Consider the following 17,825-nt stretch of genomic DNA (forward strand, 5'->3'; position numbering starts at 1 on the left):
ACCTTCGGTTTCAACTACTCGCATGGACATCCACCCCTAGAATTCGACGTGCCTGATCAGGACTTGCGGGTTCACGCCCGTACCGCCGAGCGATCGAAACAACTTCGGCGACCAGATCAGGTGTGGAGGGGTATCCCAGTTCTTCGTAGTGGTAGTCACCGGCACCGATTGCTACATGGCCCCCGCGCTTGATCGACTCCTCCGCTGCTGCAAGAACATTGCCTCGGTAGGCCGAGACGATCCACTCCACTGGAAGATCAGTCGGCAGGAGGTCCAGTTGCGCACGTAGCCCTGCTGCTGTCGCCGGATGTGCAGCCGGAAACTCGTCACCACCGAGAATGAAAGCGATCACCAATGGTGACGACGGATTCCGCACCCTTGCGTGGGCGAAGATCGCGCGCGTCCAACTCACGTTGAATGACGTCTGATACGGCACCAGACCCAATTCACCAGCGCGCGAAAGTAACTCGATCTGTGTTCGAGTGTCGTTGACGAAGACCCTGGAATCGGTTGCGAACAAGCCTGTCGTCGCATCGATCAAGTCCATCGCCGCACAGCCCATATCGACGACCAAGAAGTCGGAACGTCGTTTCGGATCACTTTGGTTCGGGGCAAGATTCGACAGCCGCTCATCTATCGTGTAGCCGGGAACATTGGCCATCGACGGCGCAAGCAGCAGATTCGATACCGCCCGAACCCGCTCGACGATCTCTCCGTAGGTCGCCGCCGAGTGATCCACGCCGCCGTCCACGGCTCGACCGTGAAAATGCATCAACGACGCCCCCGCATCCTCACAAGCGCGAGCAGTGTCGGCTATTTCGCTGGGCGTCCACGGAATGTGGGGATTGGGTGCGCGCATGGTGTTCTCGTTGACGTGCACTCCGATGATTACCGGTTTCTCCGTTGTATTGGACGTTGCGTCAAGAGTCATGTCGCTCCTTCGCAAGATTCCAACCGGCTGTCATCGACTGACCTCCGTCGACCGTCCACGTCTGACCCGTCACGAAACCGGCGCCGGGACCAGCGACAAAGGTCACGACTTCGGCAATCTCAGCCGGCTCCGCGTAACGGCTCAACGGGATCGACTGCAAGATGGCGCTCTGCATTTCAGGGCTCTGGGCCCGACTTGCAAGCGGTGTCCGCGTCGAACCCGGTGCAACACAATTGACTCGGATCCCCTCGCCGGCGAGCTCGATCGCGAGTTGTGTGGTCAACGCGACCACGCCACCTTTCGAGGCGGAATACGCGGCACGGTCTACGCTGCCGCGTAGGCCGGAAACCGAGGCAATTGTCACCACCGATCCGCCGCCATCTCCGGCGAGCAGATCCACGAACTCCCTGACCACCGCAAACGTGGAAACGAGGTTCAGCTCGAGGGTTCGCCTGAATCGATCGGGTGTGGTGTGCCGGATCGGCGCGTTGTCCGCGGTTCCCGCCGAGGTCACAACCGTGTCGACACGACCGAACAGCTTTTCGGCGACGTCGCGAAGCCGTCGGATATCCCCCTCATCGGTGACATCCACTCGAACGCCGACTGTCCGTGTATCTGGTTCTGGCGCAGTGTCTCCGGATGTATGCGACAGGTCGGCAGAGATGACATTCCAACCCAAGTCGGCGAATCGTTTGCACGTTGCCAGGCCGATCCCCGATGCGCCACCAGTGACGATCGCTACCTTCCTACTCACGACTACAGCACCTTCCTCATGTCGCGAATGGGATTCGACCCGTCCCACTCCTTCGATGCAGCCTCGACTGCGCGAAACAGATCACCCTTCCTTCCGCTGACCTCCGAGATTTCGATGACTGTTCCCGGATACGGGCCGTCCTCGTAGTACACGAATCGCTCGTCCGGAGCGCCACTACCGGACCTACCACTCTGCAATTCGACGAGCCCTCGGTTCTTGGATTCCTCCATATATCGATCGAAATCCGTTGTCCAGTAGGCAACATGTTGAAGTCCTTCGAGCCCGCGATCGGCGAACTCGCGAAATGCCGACGGCTCATCGTTGTGTTGTTGAATCAGCTCGATCTGCACGCTTCCGCTGTGCGCGAGCGCCACACTGAATCGAGGCGCACTCGACTTGCCACGGAAGACGAAGTCGTTCAACGGTTGGTCCTCCACGAAGAAGAAGGGGCCAACGCCGACAACGTCGATCCAATGCTTCAGCGCACTGTCGATGTCGTTGACCACAAAACCCAATTGGCGCAAAGGCCCGAAGTATCTACTCACGAAGTCCTCGTTTGTTCGTTGCCGACGAAACCACGGTCGACGACTGTGATCCTGATAAGTGATGATGTCCTGCGCATGCTCGCCTGAAGAATGAAGAATTCCCGTTGATCGGGAATCTTCCGGGCCGAGACTCGGCTCAAACCTGCTCAGGTGCAACCAAGGTTCCGGCGTCGCGCTCCGCCCGGTAATCCAGAGTCAGTTGGGCGTTGGCCTTGTCGGCCTTTCTGGTGATCACCTTGAGCAGCAGCACGATCAATGCTGCCGTCGCCAGCACCGCGGAGTACACCCCGATTGCCGGTGTGAAACTGTTGGTCGCGTCCTTGATCCAGCCGGTGACCTGTGGACCGAAATAGCCTCCGAGGTTACCCATTCCGTTGATGACACCGAAACCTGCCGCCAAGGCAGCGCCGGTAAGGAAGCTCGAAGGCATGGTGATGAAGATGCTCATCGAACTGTAGAGACCGATCCCGGCGATGCAGAATCCGACGATGGCGACAACCGGTGTGGTGAAGAACAGCGCAGCAATAGCAAAACCGAGTGCTGCGACCGATGCGGCGATGGCGAAGTGCACGGGGCGCTCTCCGGCGCGGTCCGAATGGCGCGTCCACCAGATCATCGGTCCGATCGCAATCAGTGCAGGTAGTGCGGCAACCCATCCGATCTGATTGGTGCTCATCCCGAATTGCGCGTAAATCTGCGGCATCCAAATCTGGAAACCGTTGAGGCTGAAGGTGAAACAGATGAACACGGCGATCAACACCAGTACTCGTGGGTGCACGAGTCCCTGGAGGAAGCTGTGCTTACCGACGACCGCTTCGCGCTCTTGCGCCTCCGACTCGAGCGTATCGGCGAGCCAACCGCGTTCTTCCTCGGAGAGGAACTCCGCCTCGGAAGGCTTGTCCCGCAGAACCTTGTAGATCACAAACGCCATGACCACGGCGGGGACGCCGGTGAGAATGAATACCCATCGCCATCCGGAAAGCCCGAGAAAGCCGTCGATAGCCATCAGGTGTGTGGTGATCGGAGTACCCAGGCCGGAGATACAGATGAAGGTCACGATCCACGCCATTGCTTTGCCTCGATCCCGATTCGGGAACCACTTCGAGACGAAGAACAGCATGCCGGGCGAAAAGCCTGCTTCGGCAATACCCAACAGGAATCGTGCTGCCACCAATCCGCTGGCACCCTGAACGAACGCGGTTCCGATGGTGACCACGCCCCACGTGATCATGATTCGTGTGATCCAGCGCCGCGCACCGACCTTTGTGAGGATGTAGTTGCTGGGGGGTTCGCAGATCGTGTAACTCCAGAAATAGATTCCGGCCGCAAACCCGAACATCGAGGCCGATATTCCGAGTTCTTTGTTCATCGTCAATGCTGCAACGCCGATGTTCAATCGGTCGAGATACAGGACGATGTATGCCAATCCGATGACCGGCATGAAGCGGAGCATGACCTTCCGGACGGTCCTGGCCGGAAGGGGAAGTTGCTCGGTGACTGTTCTTTCGTGACGCATGATTCACCTCGTACTCATTCGAACACATCATTGTGATGGCTGACACAGAGACGATGCGGGTCGCGATTCGAACTTCACAGACACGATTCCCGATGATCGGTACTCGATTCGTGAGCAATCGACCGGCCGCGGTGACAAGAAGGCGGAGTGCCTGTCGGTTTCGACAGGCACTCCGCGCGGTGAAACATAGGCGTTCCGGGGGTATTCAGCCAGTCAGCTCGCTCTTGATCTCGTTCTTGAGAACTTTGCCGACCTTGGAGCGAGGTAGATCGTCCCAGACGATGACTTGCTTCGGAGTCTTCACACTTCCGATGCGAGACTTCACGAAAGCCATCACCTCGGCGCCGTCGATGTCTGCGCCGAGGTGTGGCTGCACCACTGCCACAACACGTTCGCCCCACTTGTCGTCCGGCAACCCGATCACTCCGCAGTCCTGAATCCCCGGATACGCCATGAGTGCCTGCTCCACCTCGACCGAATAGACGTTGAAACCGCCGGTGATGATCATGTCCTTCGCACGATCGACGATGAACAGGAAATTGTCCTCGTCCAGGTACCCGATGTCGCCGGTGTGATGCCAGCCGTGGGCTGACGCTTCCGCGGTTGCGTCGGGGTTCTTGTAATAACCCGCCATCACCAATGAACTGCGAATCACCACCTCACCACGCTCGCCACGTCCGAGCAGCGCGCCTTTGTCATCCATGATCCCCACGGTCACCAGCGGCGAAGGTCGACCCGCCGACGAAAGTCGTGACGTTGCGACAGTGCCGTCCGGGCCGAAATGCTCCTTCGGTGACATCGTCGAGATCATCATGGGGGCTTCACTCTGCCCGAACAGCTGAGCCATGACCGGTCCAATCTTGTCGATCGCCTCCTCTAGCCTGGTCGGGGAGATCGGTGCCGCGCCGTACCAGAAACACTGCAGCGAGCTACGATCCGTTACCGCGAGGTCCTCGTGCTCGAGCAACATGTAGATGAGCGTCGGCGGCAGGAAGGTGTGAGTCACCTTGTGCTTCTGAACGTTCGCGAGGAAGTACCCGAGATCGGGCTTCGGCATGATCACCACTTCGCCGCCGAGGGCCATGATCGGGAAGCACAAAACACCGGCGGCGTGAGTCAACGGCGCCAACGCCAGATACACCGGGCGCCCCTCGAATGGATAACTCATCAAAGTGATTGCGGTCATCGTCTCGATGTTGTGCCCGGTCAACATCACGCCCTTGGGGCGGCCCGTCGTACCACCGGTGCCGACCAGCATGGTGACGTCGCCGGGCGCCGCGGCGTCGAGTTCTTCTTCCCCGAGCCAGCTTTCGAGGGACTGTGCCGAATCCCATTCGCCGTCGATACAGACGAGCGTCACCAACTGTGGAAGCGCGTCCTTGATCTGGTCGACGAGCGGCGCATAGGACTTCTGGAAGAAGAGAGCACGACAATCGAACAGATCCAACAGGTCTCGGTTTTCCGCAGCTTCGTTGCGAGGGTTAATCGGGCACCAGACCGCGCCAGCCCTACTGATACCGAATACGCAGGAGAACGAGATCGGGTCATTGCCGGACAGAATCGCGACCTTCTCGCCCGCCGCGATGCCCGAAGCAGCGAGCGAAGCTGCGAAGCGTCGGCTGAACTGTTGCACCTCACTGTAGGAGAGAGTGCGCTCCCCCATCGTCAAACACGGTGCGGTGGAACCAAGAGAGGCTCCCTTGTCGAGATAGTCGGTCAAACGCATGGGGAGCCTCCGGGGCGGGGCTCCCGGCGCGATGCACGCCGGGAGCCGTGAACATGATGACGAGGGCGACGAGCTAGGCGTTGATGGTTACTTCCGGCTCCAGAGCCAGCCCGAAACTACGCAGCGCGCCGAGTAGTTCGCGATGGCCGAACGCCTGGCAGGCCGAGGCAAGCCCGGTCCTCTTGGGCGCCTGCTGAAGCAACGAATGCGCTGCATAAGCGTGCAGGAGGCCCGTCTGCTTGTAGTTGCAGTTTCCGTGGATCACGACGTGCGAGCGACCCAGCGGTCCCGACGCGTAGACGGAGTCGAGTGAGGTGTTGATGCGCGGATTTTCACGAGGGGGCATACCCGCCTGAACCGAACCGGCGATCTCGGCCAAGGCGGCTTCCTGCTCGTCGGCGGGCAGGGTCTTGATCTGCTCCTCCACGATCTTCTGTGTCGCGACAACACCTTCCATCACGGTGCGGTCGAACACCCCGCCCGCAGCCTTGACGTTGGAAACTCGCGGATCGTTCTTGAACCACACGGGGTGGCAAGTTCCGCCCCACGGCAATGCAAGCGCAGTTTCGTGCTGGCCGGGAACGACGACGTCGAAAGTCTGGCCGGGCGCCCACTGCACGTACTTGTTCTGCTCGAGGTAGTACCAGTTCGCCTTGAGGATGGTGAAGATCGTCTGAGTGGAGGCGTAGGTGGGAAATCCCTTCCACAGCACGAGAATGTCGAGCGTATCGAGACCCGGCGTTTCCAGTGCGATGTTGGCCGCGATCTCACCGGTGGTGTACATCTGCGCGATACCGGGCGAGAGAAGCAGACCCTTCTCCTGGTACTTGTCGCCGAATTTCTCCTGGACGTCGAGTACCCAGTCCTGCTCACCGGTGGTGTCCATGTAGTGGCAACCGGCATTCAACGCAGCCTCGACGACGGTGCCGCCAAGCTTGATGAACGGCCCGACCATGTTGCTGACAACCTTTGCGCCGGTGAACAGTTCAGTGAGCGCCTCGACGGTGTGCTCGACCTCGACGACCTCGTGATCGACGGTGTCCAAACCGGGGATCTTGTCGAGGACCTCTTGGATGCGAGCGGCGTCGCGACCGGCCGCGATGAACGGGATGTTGAACTCGCGCAGGTATTCACACACCAGACGGCCGGTGTACCCGGAGACGCCGTAGACGATGACTGGCTTCTTTTCGGACATGTTCGTGGAACCTTTCGAAGACGTGAGGAGGGTGTACGTGCGAATGGGGAGGGCGAGTTACATGCCCATGCCACCGTCGACCGGTAGGCCGATTCCGGTGATGAATCGCGCGGCGTCGGAGGACAAGAACACCACGGCGTCAGCCATGTCGTTCACTTCACCAAGGCGGCCGAGCGGGGTGAGACCGATGACGTCGCCGACTGCCGCTTCGGCACTGGGCCACAGGCCGAGCTTCTCCATGTCCGCCGCGAGTCCGAGACCCATCTCCGTGGCGACGAGGCCCGGATAGATGCAGTTGACGCGGACTCCGTATCCGAGCTTGCCCGACTCGGCGGCGGCAACTCTGGTGAAGCGATCGACCGCGGACTTGGTCGCGGAGTATCCACTGATCCCGGGAAACGGAATGGTTGCGGCCACTGAAGAGATGTTGATGATGGAGCCGCCGGTTCCGGCTACGCCACCCGGACGCATGCTGCGCAGTCCGTGTTTGGTTCCGAGCGCTGTTCCGAGGATGTTGACCTCACACATACGGCGGATGTCGCCCGGATCGAGGTCGACCACCAGCGAGGAAATCTCGATGCCTGCGTTGTTGACGAGGATGTCGAAGCCGCCGAGAGTCTCCGCGGTGGCGGCGACTGCCTCTTCCCAGTTGGCGTCGTCGGTGACGTCCAGCTTTACGAAGCCGGTTTTGACTCCGCCCGAACCAACGGCCTCTGCGGTGGCACGACCTTCGTCTTCGAGAACATCGCCGATCATCACCGACGCCCCCGCCTTCGCCAACGCCTCAGCCATTCCGGCTCCGAGCCCCTTGGCACCACCTGTGACCAGTGCTTTTCGTCCCTCGAGATCAAACACGCTCATTTTCGACTGCCTCCATGACTGAAACGACTCTCGCGATGCCACCGTTCACAGCGACGCTGCCAAGTGGTGTGAGTCACAGAGTATTCAACTTTGGACGAGTGTCAAGAGAAATCTTGACGACTGTCAAGATTTTGTTACACGCTCGTCAAAGACCAGGGGTTACACTGATTCGGACGCGGCGATCGTGCCGCTGTGGAAACCGCAGGGAACAGGACGTGCCATCGTGACCACGACAGTCGAGAAGCCAAGTGGGGCAGGAAAAAAGGCAGTTCCTGTCTCTTCGGAGAAGCGGTCCAACGCAGACAAGGTGTCACGTCGTCAGGTCGACAAATTCTCCGAGCGACGTGATCAACTGGCCGAGGCCGCACTGCAAACGCTGGCCGAACTGGGCTACGCACGCACGAGCCTGCGCGAAATCGCCCAGAATTCGGAGTTCTCCCACGGCGTCCTGCACTACTACTTCAGCGACAAGGTCGATCTCATCACCCACTGCGTGCGCCACTACAAGGCACGCTGCGTCACCCGCTACGACGGCATCGTCGCCACCGCTCAGACGCCGGAGGAACTGAAAACGGGTTTCGGCGCGCTGCTCGCCGAGACCATGATCGACGAGCCGACGATGCACCGCCTCTGGTACGACCTGCGCGCGCAGTCGATGTTCGAGGAGTCGTTCCGAACCGACGTGGCCGCGATCGACGAGAGTCTCGAAAACATGATCTGGCGCATCGTTTCTCGCTATGCCGAGCTTCTCGACGTGGAGCCCTCGGTCACCTCGCCGGCGATGTACGCGATCTTCGACGGCCTGTTCCAGCAGAGTCTGCTGCGCCATCTGTCCGGTGATCAGACTGCCGCGAACTATCTTTCGGAGAGCGTCCAGCAGATGCTGCCCCTGGTAGTGCCCACACCCTGAGCCGGCACCACGTCCTGAGTCGGCTCAGCGAGCAGCGATGCCTTCCGCGACGTACCTGGCACCGCGATCGAATTCGCCGACCACGTCGTAATCGGCGTCTTGCCGCCAGAAGCGAACCAACGCTCCGTACGTACCGCCGATCATCTGCGCGAGAAACAGCGGCGGGTAGTCCGATCTAACTTCGCCGGCTTCGATACCGGCAGTGACGATCCGCAGAAGTTCCACATGGAACCGATGATCGTGTGCCGCCCCCGCTCCGGAGGAGGCGAAGTCGCGCTCGAGTTCTGCAGTCACCATGCGCAGATAGCGCGGATGCATGATCGCTTGTTGCGCAAAGTCCTGAAAAATCCGGGAGATCCGATCAGAGGTCGGCATCGGAGATTCCATGAGCTGATCCACCAGTGCCGCAAGCTGATCGAGATGATCACTGTGCAGCGCCTCGAGAACCGAGTCCTTGCCCTGGAAGTAATTGAAGAAGGTGGCTCGCGACACCTCGGCTCGCTCGGCGATGTCGTCGACGGTCGTGCTGGCGAAACCCTTTGCCGAGAACAGAATTCGAGCAGCTAAGAGCAACCTGTCGTTGGTATCGCGCTTGTTCTGTTCTCGTTTGGAAATCACGTCGACCTGCCTTTCTCCGCCTCAGGACACAGTCTTCGCCACAGTCCGGAATGTGTCCAATGTCGGTCTCGCCAGTTGACGCACCACCCCTTCGATAGATGGACTACAGTCCAATTATGTCGACTGTTTCCACAGAACGCCACGACCGCGTTCTCATCGTCAGAATCGAACGCGAAGAACGTCGTAATGCGATCAATCGTGAAACTGCCGAGGGAATCGAAGCCGCACTGAACCTTCTCGACGACGACCCTTCTCTGTGGGTCGGCATCATCACCGGAACCCCCAACATCTTTTGCGCCGGAACCGATATCCGAGAGCGAGCCGACCTTCGCATGCCTCGCGGCGGTGAGTACGGCGTCATTCGGCGTCAGCGAAACAAGCCTCTGATCGCCGCAGTGGAGGGATACGCGCTGGGCGGCGGCTTCGAAATCGCATTGGCCTGCGATCTGATCGTCGCTTCCGCCACAGCCCAATTCGGTCTACCCGAAACCAAACGCGGTCTGGTTGCGACGTCCGGTGCGCTCTTTCGGGCGCCACGTGCCCTTCCGATCAATGTCGCTCGCGAACTCCTGATCACCGGGCGCACTCTCGATCCCGATCGGGCCAAAGATCTCGGCGTCGTCAATGCAGTGACTGCCCCGGGTAAGGCGCTCGACGAGGCTCTGGTGATGGCGGCCGAGATCTGCGAGTCCTCTCCGACCTCGGTAAGCCTGAGCCTGAAGGCAATCGACGCTCTCTACGCCGAGGCCGATACTGCCGGATGGACTATCACCGACGACGCCAAGGACGCGGTGCTCCGATCGCCGGACATCGCCGAAGGACTCGACGCTTTTGCGAGCCGTCGGGCGCCGCAGTGGAGCGGACTGCCGCCCACATGAGCGACCACGATCCGAGACGGATTTCCTATAGGGCTGGTCGGAAAGGGTGTGAACCGGTTACAGTCTCTTCCGTGACGGGAATTGGCGCATACGAGACGGGCACGCTGCTGACGCGGCGACGCCATGTCGATTTTGCGCACGTCTGTACATCCGGGTGTCCGATCTACTGATCGGACCTACGACGTGAGCGCCGCTCACGTCGATACTCGTATGTACACCCAGATCAGGGGACATTTCTGTCATGACCACCGCTTCGATCTCGCACCTGAGTTCCGTCGTAGCAGCCAATGCCGACGCCATCGACAAGGACGCAAGCAAAGCGCACGTCGTCTTCAAGGCATCCGCTCAGGCGCACGACGCCGTTGCCAGCACCATTTCTCTCGGTAAGTACACCGTCGAGGTCGACGAGCCGCCGGCCCTCGGCGGCGAGAACACCGCAGCCAATCCCGTCGAGTACTACCTCGCATCCCTGCTCTCCTGCCAGGTGGTCACCTACCGTGTGTGGGCGGACAAGCTCGGTATCGCGCTCGACGACATCTCGGCCAGGGCAGAAGGCGACCTCGACGTTCGTGGATTCTTCGGATTCGACGATGCCGTCCGCCCGGGATTCTCCGAGGTTCGCGTCGTGGTGACCCTGACCGGTCCGGAAACTCGCGAGCGATACCTCGAGTTGCAGGAGACGGTCGACGCCCACTGCCCCGTACTCGATCTCACCCGAAATCCCGTCCCAGTGCATACAGTCGTCGAAACCGCCTGACCCGCACCAACCCACCTTCACCACGGAGTATGAATTCATGAGCGAGAACACCCCCGTCGACACCGATCCGACCGCCGATTGGTCGTTCGAAACCAAGCAGGTCCACGCCGGACAGGGCCCGGACAGCGCTACCAACGCTCGAGCGCTTCCGATCTACCAGACCACCAGCTACGTCTTCGACAACACCGACCATGCGGCGGCGCTCTTCGGCCTCGCCGAGCCGGGCAACATCTACACCCGCATCATGAACCCGACGCAGGACGCCGTCGAGCAGCGCATCGCCGCTCTCGAAGGCGGAGTCGCGGCTCTGCTGGTTGCGTCCGGTCAGGCCGCCGAGTCCTTCGCGATCCTCAACCTCGCCGAGGCCGGGGACCACATCGTCTCCAGCCCCCGCCTGTACGGCGGCACGTACAACCTCTTCCACTACACGCTGCCCAAGCTCGGCATCACCGTCGACTTCGTCGAGGACCCGGACAACCTCGATCACTGGCGTGAGGCAATCCGTCCGAACACCAAGGCGTTCTACGGCGAAACCATCTCCAACCCCAAGAACGACGTGTTCGACATCCCCGGCATCAGCGCAGTCGCCCATGAACACGGCATCCCACTGATCGTGGACAACACGGTTGCAACTCCGTACCTCATTCAGCCGCTGAAGCACGGCGCCGACATCGTCGTCCACTCCGCCACCAAATACCTTGGTGGACACGGCACCGCGATCGCCGGCGTCATCGTCGACGGCGGCACATTCGACTGGACCCAGGGACGCCACACCAACTTCACGACCCCCGACCCCAGCTACCACGGCGTCACCTTCGCAGACCTCGGTGCACCCGCCTACGCCCTCAAGGCACGCGTTCAGCTTCTGCGCGACCTCGGCTCGGCCATCGCACCGTTCAACGCCTTCCTCATCTCGCAGGGCATCGAGACACTGAGCCTGCGCATCGAGCGCCACGTGTCCAACGCCCAGAAGGTCGCGAAATTCCTCGAGGGCCGCGCCGAAGTCACGTCGGTCGCGTACGCCGGACTGGAATCCTCACCCTGGCACGAGCGTGGAAAGCAGCTGGCTCCCAAGGGAACCGGCGCCATCGTCGCGTTCGAGCTCGCCGGCGGAGTCGACGCAGGCAAGAAGTTCGTCAACGCACTGACGCTGCACAGCCACGTCGCCAACATCGGTGACGTTCGCTCACTCGTCATCCACCCCGCGTCGACGACGCACTCGCAGCTCACCCCCGAGGAGCAGCTCGCTTCGGGTGTCACCCCGGGGCTCGTCCGCCTCGCGGTCGGTATCGAAGGAATCGACGACATCCTCGCCGACCTCGAAACCGGTTTGGCAGCAGCAGCTTCCTGATCGAGCACACGAAAAAGCTCGGTCCCGACAGGCGTCGGGACCGAGCTTTTTTGTTGCGTCAGAACTAGCTCTTGGGAGTGAACGCGGCCAGCGGTTCACTGTCGGACCAGTCATGGCCCCAGTAGCTGTCCGCCGTGATTTCCTCAGCGGTGTAGAAGGTTTCGTCGACAAGCGTGCCTTCACAACCGAACTCGAGATCCCAGCCACCGGGTGCGCGCACGTAGAACGAGACCATCTTGTCGTTCGTGTGGCGACCCAACGTCGAGGAGATCGAGAAGCCGAGCTTGGCAACACGATCGAGAGCCTGACCGACGGCGTCGAGAGTCTCGGCTTCCATCATCAGATGCACGAGACCGGGTTCGTCAACCGGCGGCGCCGGGCACAGCGCCAGGCTGTGGTGGCGCTGGTTGACACCCATGAAGCGAACGCGGCGAGCCGGCGGCGGCGCATCGATTCCGCCGAGACGGATGGAACCGCGCGGGAGGAATCCGAGCACCTCGGTGTAGAAGGTGTACGCCTCGTCGAAACGCGTAACCGGAAGCACCACATGGCCGAGTCCCTGATCACCGGTGACAAAGCGGCCGCCGTGCGGGGTGACCAACGGGCTGTGGTCGAGTACCGGTCCGAAGAAGACCTCGACACGGTTGCCGTTGGGATCGTCGAATGCGATGACCTGCTCGGCATCGCGGTAGCTGGCGTCGACCTCGGAAAGAACCTCGACCTCGACTCCGGCCTTCTCGACCTCTTCACGAACACGCTGGAGCGCGAACTGATCTCGCACTTCCCAGCCCACTGCGAGGGCCTTGTCCGTCTCACCGGGCAGGACAATCAGTCGCGCACGACGCTCGTCCAGGCGCAAGTAGAGGCCGTCGGCTTCCGGGCCACTACCGACCGCGAGGCCGAGTCCGTCGACCACGAGCTCGCGCCAGCGAGCCACGTCCTGCGTTTGGATCCTGAGATACCCCAGGCCCCGAATTTCAGTCATGCCTAACCGTCCTTGCTTCGAGAGTGATTGTGGGACTAGATCATCGAGCGGTGGATGCCCTGCGGTTCGCCACCGAGCTGCGAGAGCGTCGACGCGTGGAAGATGGAACCGGGTACGTGGATCGCGTGCGCGAGACCGGCATGCGCGTCACGCCAGAACCGCTGCATCGGCGTGTTCAACTGCAACGCGCCACCACCGGAACGAGCAAAGATCTCGTCCACCGCCCGCACCGCCCGCCACGCCGCAGCAGTCTGCGTACGCCGACCGATCGCACGAAGCTCGAACGAAACTTCCTGCCCCTTCTCGGTCATGTCCCAGAAACGATCCACCGTCTCCAAGATCGCAGCCCGAGAAGCAGCGATCTCGGCCGCAGCCTCACCGATCGCGAACAACACGTACGGATCTTCCTTGATCGGAACACCACTGACCGTCACACGCTCACGCTGCGCCGCCATGTTGCACGCCAACGCACCCTCCGCGATACCGATCAACGACGAAGTGATCCCCAACGGGAAAATGCAGGAGAACGGGAACTTGTACAACGTCTCCGTACGGCCCGCTTCCTTCCACGCCGTCCCGTCGTACACCTTTCCGGCGTCGATCGTGCGGTAGGTGGGCAGGAACGCGTCCTTGACGATCAGATCCTTCGACCCCGTACCGCGCAGCCCCACGACATTCCAGCTGTCCTGGTCGATGTCGTAATCGGAGCGCGGCAGCAGTACGTGCAGGTGCTTCGGCGGCATCAACGGCTTACCGGACTCGTCACCGACCATCGCGCCGATCATGATCCAGTCACAGTGATCGGTACCGGAGGAGAACGACCAGCGCCCGTTGAGGATGTAGCCACCCTCGACCGGCCTCGCCACGCCCATCGGCGCATACGGTGACGCCATCCACGTATCGGGATCGGTTCCCCACACCTCTTCCTGAGCCTTGCGGTCGAAGAACGCAAGCTCCCACGGATGAACACCGACGATGCCGCTGACCCAGCCCGTGGCACCGTCCATCGCGCCGATAGCCATTGCCGTCTCGGCGAATTCACGCGGATGTGCCTCGAGGCCTCCGAATTCCTTCGGCTGGAACATCCGGATGACGCCGGAGTCGCGCAGGCGCTTCGCGCTGCCGTCCGTCAAGCGCATCAGCTTGTCGCCCTCGACTCCGTCGGCGCGGATCTCGTCGGCGAACTGTGAGATGTTGTCCAGAACCTGACCCATGATTTTTCCGGCTTTCTGGTTTCGCTACCCGGCGAGTGCCTGGGCAGAATGAAAATCTGTTGGTGAAACGGTGGCAGGTAGCCCGCCGAAGTGCAGAAACGCTTCCCGGTGAGTGGGAGCACCCCCTGTGCGCCTTTTTGGTAGTGGGAGCTACCAAAAAGGCGCACGGGGGCGAAGCCCCTTACTTGCCTTCTGGACGCGTCAGGAATGCCAGAACGGACGCGACCCAGGCGTCACGGGCTTCGATCATCGTCCAGTGTCCGCAGTTGGGGAAGATGTGAACTTCGCCGTTGGGGATGTCGCGCATCGGCAGTATCGCCATGTCCACGGGGCTGACGCGGTCGTCGCGTCCCCAGGTCAACAGCGTCGGCGCCTTGATCTTGTTCAGCTGCGCCCAGTACGGCACGGCGGTCGACGCAGCGGCAGCCGCGCCCATGGCGGCCATGGCCTTGCTGCTGTACATACGTCGGGCGATCTCGAGCGTCGTCGGCTCGGTGGCCAGAGCCCAGCGCTCTTCGATCAACTGCTCGGTGACGACCGCGCGGTCGAAGACCATCGAGTGCAGCCACCGGACCAGAGCTTCGCGGGTGGGGTTGTCGGTGAACTCCATGAGAAGTTTGATGCCTTCACCAGGGCCGGGAGAGAAGGTGTTCTTGCCCATGCCGCCGATGGTGACGAGCTTGCTCACCCGGTGCGGTTCGTCGATCGCGACCTTGGTGGCGACGATGCCGCCCATGGAGTTGCCGATCATGTGGACAGGTCCGAGGCCGAGGCCGTCGAGGAACATCCCCACCGATGCCTGCGCCATCATCATCGGGTGGTCGGGGCCGGGATCGCTGACGCCGAATCCGGGGAACTCGAGAACGTAGCAGTGGAAGTGCTCCGCGAAGTCGGCGAGAACGCCGCGGTAATTACGCCAACCCGTGACACCGGGGCCCGAACCGTGCAGCAGCAGGAGCGGCGGGCCGTCGCCGGCTTCGTGGTACCGGAGCACACCGAGATCGGTCTGCAGTTCCTTCAGGGTTCCCTCGTAGCTCAGTTCAGTCGTCATGGTCCGAACGGTGCCATCAGTACCGCTGAGCTGCTATGACTCGTCCCGATCAGCGAGACAAGTCGATCAAAATACGTCAGATCCAGTGGTCGGACGACGCTGCCAGCAGGCGATCCATCGTCTCCGCCGAGAACGTATTGGTCGGAACGGGAGGCGTCTTGCGGCCGCGGCGAGGAGCACCCAGTTCGGGGTACAACGTCCGCGAGACCTCGCGAGCCGCGTCGACGACCAGCGGAGCAACTCGCTCGAGCTGAGCGGTCCGCATGTCACCACACAACGCGATGCTGCCGACTGGACCCTCGTGTCCGCGAATTGCCGAAGCCACACATGCGACTCCACGCGCCGACTCCCCGCGTTCGAAGGCCAGTCCCCGACGCTGACGGATGCGGTTCAGTTCCTGATGGAGCACGGCGACGTCGGTGATGGTGTTCTCGGTGCAGCGGGGAAGAGCCGACCCGAACAGAGCGTCGACGCGCTCGGGGTCGATCCATGCCAGCATCGCCTTGCCGCCGGCCGTCGAATGAGCGAGCACTCTGCCGCCGACGCGGGACGGCAGCGCCGCGGCGAATCGTCCGCCGACCTTGTCGAGGTAGACGCTCTCGCGTCCGTCGAGCACCGACAGGTGAACGACCATGCCGGTCTGCAGGTGCAGTTCGTGCAGAAGCGGTGCTGCGGCTTCGCGGATCTGGCTGTGGCCGCCGTCGCCACCACCGAGGCCGAGCGCGCGGCGCCCGAGGCAGTAGCCGAACGATGCGTGATCGACCCAGTCCAGCTTGACGAGCTGATCGAGAATGCGGTGGACGGTGGACCGCGGCAACTGAGTGCGGCACGCGACTTCTTCCAGCGTCAGCCGCGCGGCGCGGCCGTCGAAGGCGTCGAGAATCAATGTCATCCGCTCGACCATCGACGGCGGCAGATCCTTCTTGGGTTGCCCGGCGGCGTTCTGGACGGTGGACAGTGTGTCGTTCATGTCAACGATGGTCATGGACGCCTCCCGAAAACTGGAATTGATTCTACCGACTATAACCCAGGTCACAGTTTCTGGAAAGTGAATCGGTCGTTTCGATCCCGATCAGCGGTAATTCACCCGCCGCCGCGTCGGTGGGAGCGCTATAAACGCCCGATGCACCTGGGAATCGTCACGCCGGTCCTGATTCAGCACCCGAGCACGCGTTCGGAGTGGGAGGCGAGTGCTGACATCGGCGAGATCGCCACAGTGGCTGCCACGGCGGATCGACTCGGTTTCCATCATCTGACCTGCAGTGAACACGTGGCGGTTCCCGAAGAAATTGCCACCGAACGCGGCGGAACCTATTGGGATCCGCTCGCCACGCTGGGTTACCTGGCCGCCCGCACGTCGCGGATCCTCCTGGCGACGCAGGTGCTGGTACTGGGTTATCACCACCCCCTCGAGATCGCCAAGCGCTACGGAACGCTTGATCGCGTCAGCAACGGACGCCTGATACTCGGTCTCGGAGTGGGGACTCTGAAACAAGAATTCGATCTCATAAATGCTCCGTTCGTCGACCGAGGAGCACGTGCCGACGACGCCCTGGCAGCACTTCGAGCATCACTGTCGACTCCGACTCCGGAGTATCACGGCGAGTTCTACGACTACTCCGGATTTGTCGTCGAACCCCATGCCGTCCAGAAACGTGTGCCCCTCTGGATCGGCGGCCGGACCAAGAGATCGTTGCGCCGGGCCACCACACACGGCGACGGGTGGGTGCCGTTCGGGCTGCGATTCTCCGAACTGAAGGAAATGCTCGACGCCACGACGCTCCCCGACGGATTCGACGTAGTGCTTCCCGCCGGTGCTCCGCTCGACCCCCTCGGCAATCGCGAATCCGCCCTTCGCGCCTTGACACGCGTCCGTGACGCCGGGGCGACCATAGCCAGTTGCTCGGTCGGCGCTCGAAGCGTCGAGCACTACTGCGAACAACTCGAAGAACTTCACCGAATCGCCCTCGCCGAGGGCTCTTCTTTCACCACTTCCTGATTTGCCGACAATCCAATGCAAAGGACGTACCGATGACCGACTCGACCGCCCTGATCGAATCTCTGCTCGCCCGAGTGGAATTGCTCGAGGACAAGCTCGCGATCACCGAACTGCTGACCACGTACAGCCCTGCCGTCGACAGTGGATCAGCCGACGAGGTCGCGAACCTGTGGCTCGAGGACGGTGTCTACGACGTCGACACCGGCGCGATGCACGGCCGCGGCGAACTGCGCGCGATGGTTCACAGCGCCTCTCACCAGAACTGGATCATGAACGGCGCGGCTCACATGATGACGCCCGCGCACATCCGCATCGACGGCAACAAGGCCGTCGCGACCTGCCATTCGCAGTTGGTCATCAAGGACCCCGAGAACCCGACGGGGTTCAAGGTCCTCCGTATCACCGCGAACCGTTGGGAACTGATCAAGACCGACGGCGAGTGGAAGGTCGAACTGCGTACCAACGCCCTCCTCGACGGCCGACCCGAGGCCCGCGCTCTCCTGGCCGCCGGGGTGACGGCCTAACCCCCTGTGC

At 61.7% G+C, this 17,825-nt stretch carries 18 protein-coding genes; 6 read left to right on the forward strand and 12 right to left on the reverse strand.

Annotated features, from left to right (window positions below; all coding sequences use genetic code 11):
• Positions 1-10 precede the first annotated feature (10 nt).
• From FEZ59_RS10525 to FEZ59_RS10555, 7 genes are all read right to left on the reverse strand, one after another.
• Entirely contained in the window at positions 11-931 is a 921-nt protein-coding gene (locus tag FEZ59_RS10525) for a 3-keto-5-aminohexanoate cleavage protein (protein WP_019745366.1), read from the reverse strand.
• Complete coding sequence (locus FEZ59_RS10530; RefSeq protein ID WP_019745367.1) at positions 921-1,685, reverse strand: SDR family NAD(P)-dependent oxidoreductase; 765 nt, start codon at positions 1,683-1,685, stop codon at positions 921-923. Before FEZ59_RS10530 ends, FEZ59_RS10525 begins: the two co-directional genes overlap by 11 nt.
• Before the next feature lie 2 nt (positions 1,686-1,687).
• Positions 1,688-2,230 (reverse strand): VOC family protein, encoded by a 543-nt coding sequence (locus FEZ59_RS10535; RefSeq protein ID WP_020909194.1) that lies wholly within the window; start codon positions 2,228-2,230, stop codon positions 1,688-1,690.
• A gap of 136 nt (positions 2,231-2,366) precedes the next feature.
• Positions 2,367-3,746: an MFS transporter gene (locus FEZ59_RS10540; protein WP_172932616.1), complete on the reverse strand. Its 1,380-nt coding sequence runs from the start codon at positions 3,744-3,746 to the stop codon at positions 2,367-2,369.
• 205 nt (positions 3,747-3,951) lie between these two features.
• Positions 3,952-5,472, reverse strand: coding sequence for an AMP-binding protein (locus FEZ59_RS10545; protein WP_029256300.1), 1,521 nt, complete (start codon positions 5,470-5,472; stop codon positions 3,952-3,954).
• Positions 5,473-5,545: 73 nt separating this feature from the next.
• Positions 5,546-6,667: a DUF5938 domain-containing protein gene (locus FEZ59_RS10550; protein WP_042952971.1), complete on the reverse strand. Its 1,122-nt coding sequence runs from the start codon at positions 6,665-6,667 to the stop codon at positions 5,546-5,548.
• A 57-nt stretch (positions 6,668-6,724) separates the two neighbouring features.
• Positions 6,725-7,528, reverse strand: a complete 804-nt coding sequence (locus FEZ59_RS10555; protein WP_019745372.1) for an SDR family oxidoreductase — start codon at positions 7,526-7,528, stop codon at positions 6,725-6,727.
• A 223-nt stretch (positions 7,529-7,751) separates the two neighbouring features.
• Between FEZ59_RS10555 and FEZ59_RS10560 the strand changes: the two genes are divergently transcribed.
• Positions 7,752-8,438 carry a TetR/AcrR family transcriptional regulator gene (locus FEZ59_RS10560; RefSeq protein ID WP_070386443.1) on the forward strand — a complete coding sequence of 229 codons (687 nt, stop codon included), beginning with the start codon at positions 7,752-7,754 and terminating at the stop codon, positions 8,436-8,438.
• Between the two features lie 24 nt (positions 8,439-8,462).
• On the opposite strand, the gene FEZ59_RS10565 is transcribed toward FEZ59_RS10560, so the two are convergent.
• Positions 8,463-9,056, reverse strand: a complete 594-nt coding sequence (locus FEZ59_RS10565; protein ID WP_019745374.1) for a TetR/AcrR family transcriptional regulator — start codon at positions 9,054-9,056, stop codon at positions 8,463-8,465.
• 116 nt (positions 9,057-9,172) lie between these two features.
• Here FEZ59_RS10565 and FEZ59_RS10570 point away from each other — a divergent pair, with 116 nt between their 5' ends.
• From FEZ59_RS10570 to FEZ59_RS10580, 3 genes are all read left to right on the forward strand, one after another.
• Positions 9,173-9,934, forward strand: a complete 762-nt coding sequence (locus FEZ59_RS10570) for an enoyl-CoA hydratase-related protein (RefSeq protein WP_172932617.1) — start codon at positions 9,173-9,175, stop codon at positions 9,932-9,934.
• Positions 9,935-10,175: 241 nt separating this feature from the next.
• Entirely contained in the window at positions 10,176-10,691 is a 516-nt protein-coding gene (locus tag FEZ59_RS10575; protein WP_019745376.1) for an OsmC family protein, read from the forward strand.
• 37 nt (positions 10,692-10,728) lie between these two features.
• On the forward strand, positions 10,729-12,042 hold the full coding sequence (locus FEZ59_RS10580; protein ID WP_019745377.1) for a bifunctional o-acetylhomoserine/o-acetylserine sulfhydrylase: 1,314 nt from the start codon (positions 10,729-10,731) through the stop codon (positions 12,040-12,042).
• A gap of 64 nt (positions 12,043-12,106) precedes the next feature.
• On the opposite strand, the gene bphC is transcribed toward FEZ59_RS10580, so the two are convergent.
• The 4 genes from bphC to FEZ59_RS10600 all read right to left on the reverse strand — a co-directional run bounded on the left by bphC (position 12,107) and on the right by FEZ59_RS10600 (position 16,277).
• Positions 12,107-13,027, reverse strand: coding sequence for a biphenyl-2,3-diol 1,2-dioxygenase (bphC, locus tag FEZ59_RS10585; RefSeq protein WP_020909199.1), 921 nt, complete (start codon positions 13,025-13,027; stop codon positions 12,107-12,109).
• 35 nt (positions 13,028-13,062) lie between these two features.
• Positions 13,063-14,241 (reverse strand): acyl-CoA dehydrogenase family protein, encoded by a 1,179-nt coding sequence (locus FEZ59_RS10590; protein WP_003940250.1) that lies wholly within the window; start codon positions 14,239-14,241, stop codon positions 13,063-13,065.
• Between the two features lie 181 nt (positions 14,242-14,422).
• On the reverse strand, positions 14,423-15,292 hold the full coding sequence (locus FEZ59_RS10595) for an alpha/beta fold hydrolase (protein WP_019745379.1): 870 nt from the start codon (positions 15,290-15,292) through the stop codon (positions 14,423-14,425).
• Positions 15,293-15,368: 76 nt separating this feature from the next.
• Complete coding sequence (locus FEZ59_RS10600) at positions 15,369-16,277, reverse strand: IclR family transcriptional regulator (protein ID WP_020970849.1); 909 nt, start codon at positions 16,275-16,277, stop codon at positions 15,369-15,371.
• A gap of 138 nt (positions 16,278-16,415) precedes the next feature.
• Between FEZ59_RS10600 and FEZ59_RS10605 the strand changes: the two genes are divergently transcribed.
• Both FEZ59_RS10605 and FEZ59_RS10610 read left to right on the forward strand, forming a co-directional pair.
• Positions 16,416-17,291, forward strand: a complete 876-nt coding sequence (locus FEZ59_RS10605) for a TIGR03619 family F420-dependent LLM class oxidoreductase (protein WP_060937959.1) — start codon at positions 16,416-16,418, stop codon at positions 17,289-17,291.
• A gap of 32 nt (positions 17,292-17,323) precedes the next feature.
• Positions 17,324-17,815: a nuclear transport factor 2 family protein gene (locus FEZ59_RS10610; RefSeq protein ID WP_003939809.1), complete on the forward strand. Its 492-nt coding sequence runs from the start codon at positions 17,324-17,326 to the stop codon at positions 17,813-17,815.
• Positions 17,816-17,825 lie beyond the last annotated feature (10 nt).

The organism is Rhodococcus sp. MS13 (assembly GCF_013277835.1).
GTDB lineage: Bacteria > Actinomycetota > Actinomycetes > Mycobacteriales > Mycobacteriaceae > Rhodococcus_F > Rhodococcus_F erythropolis.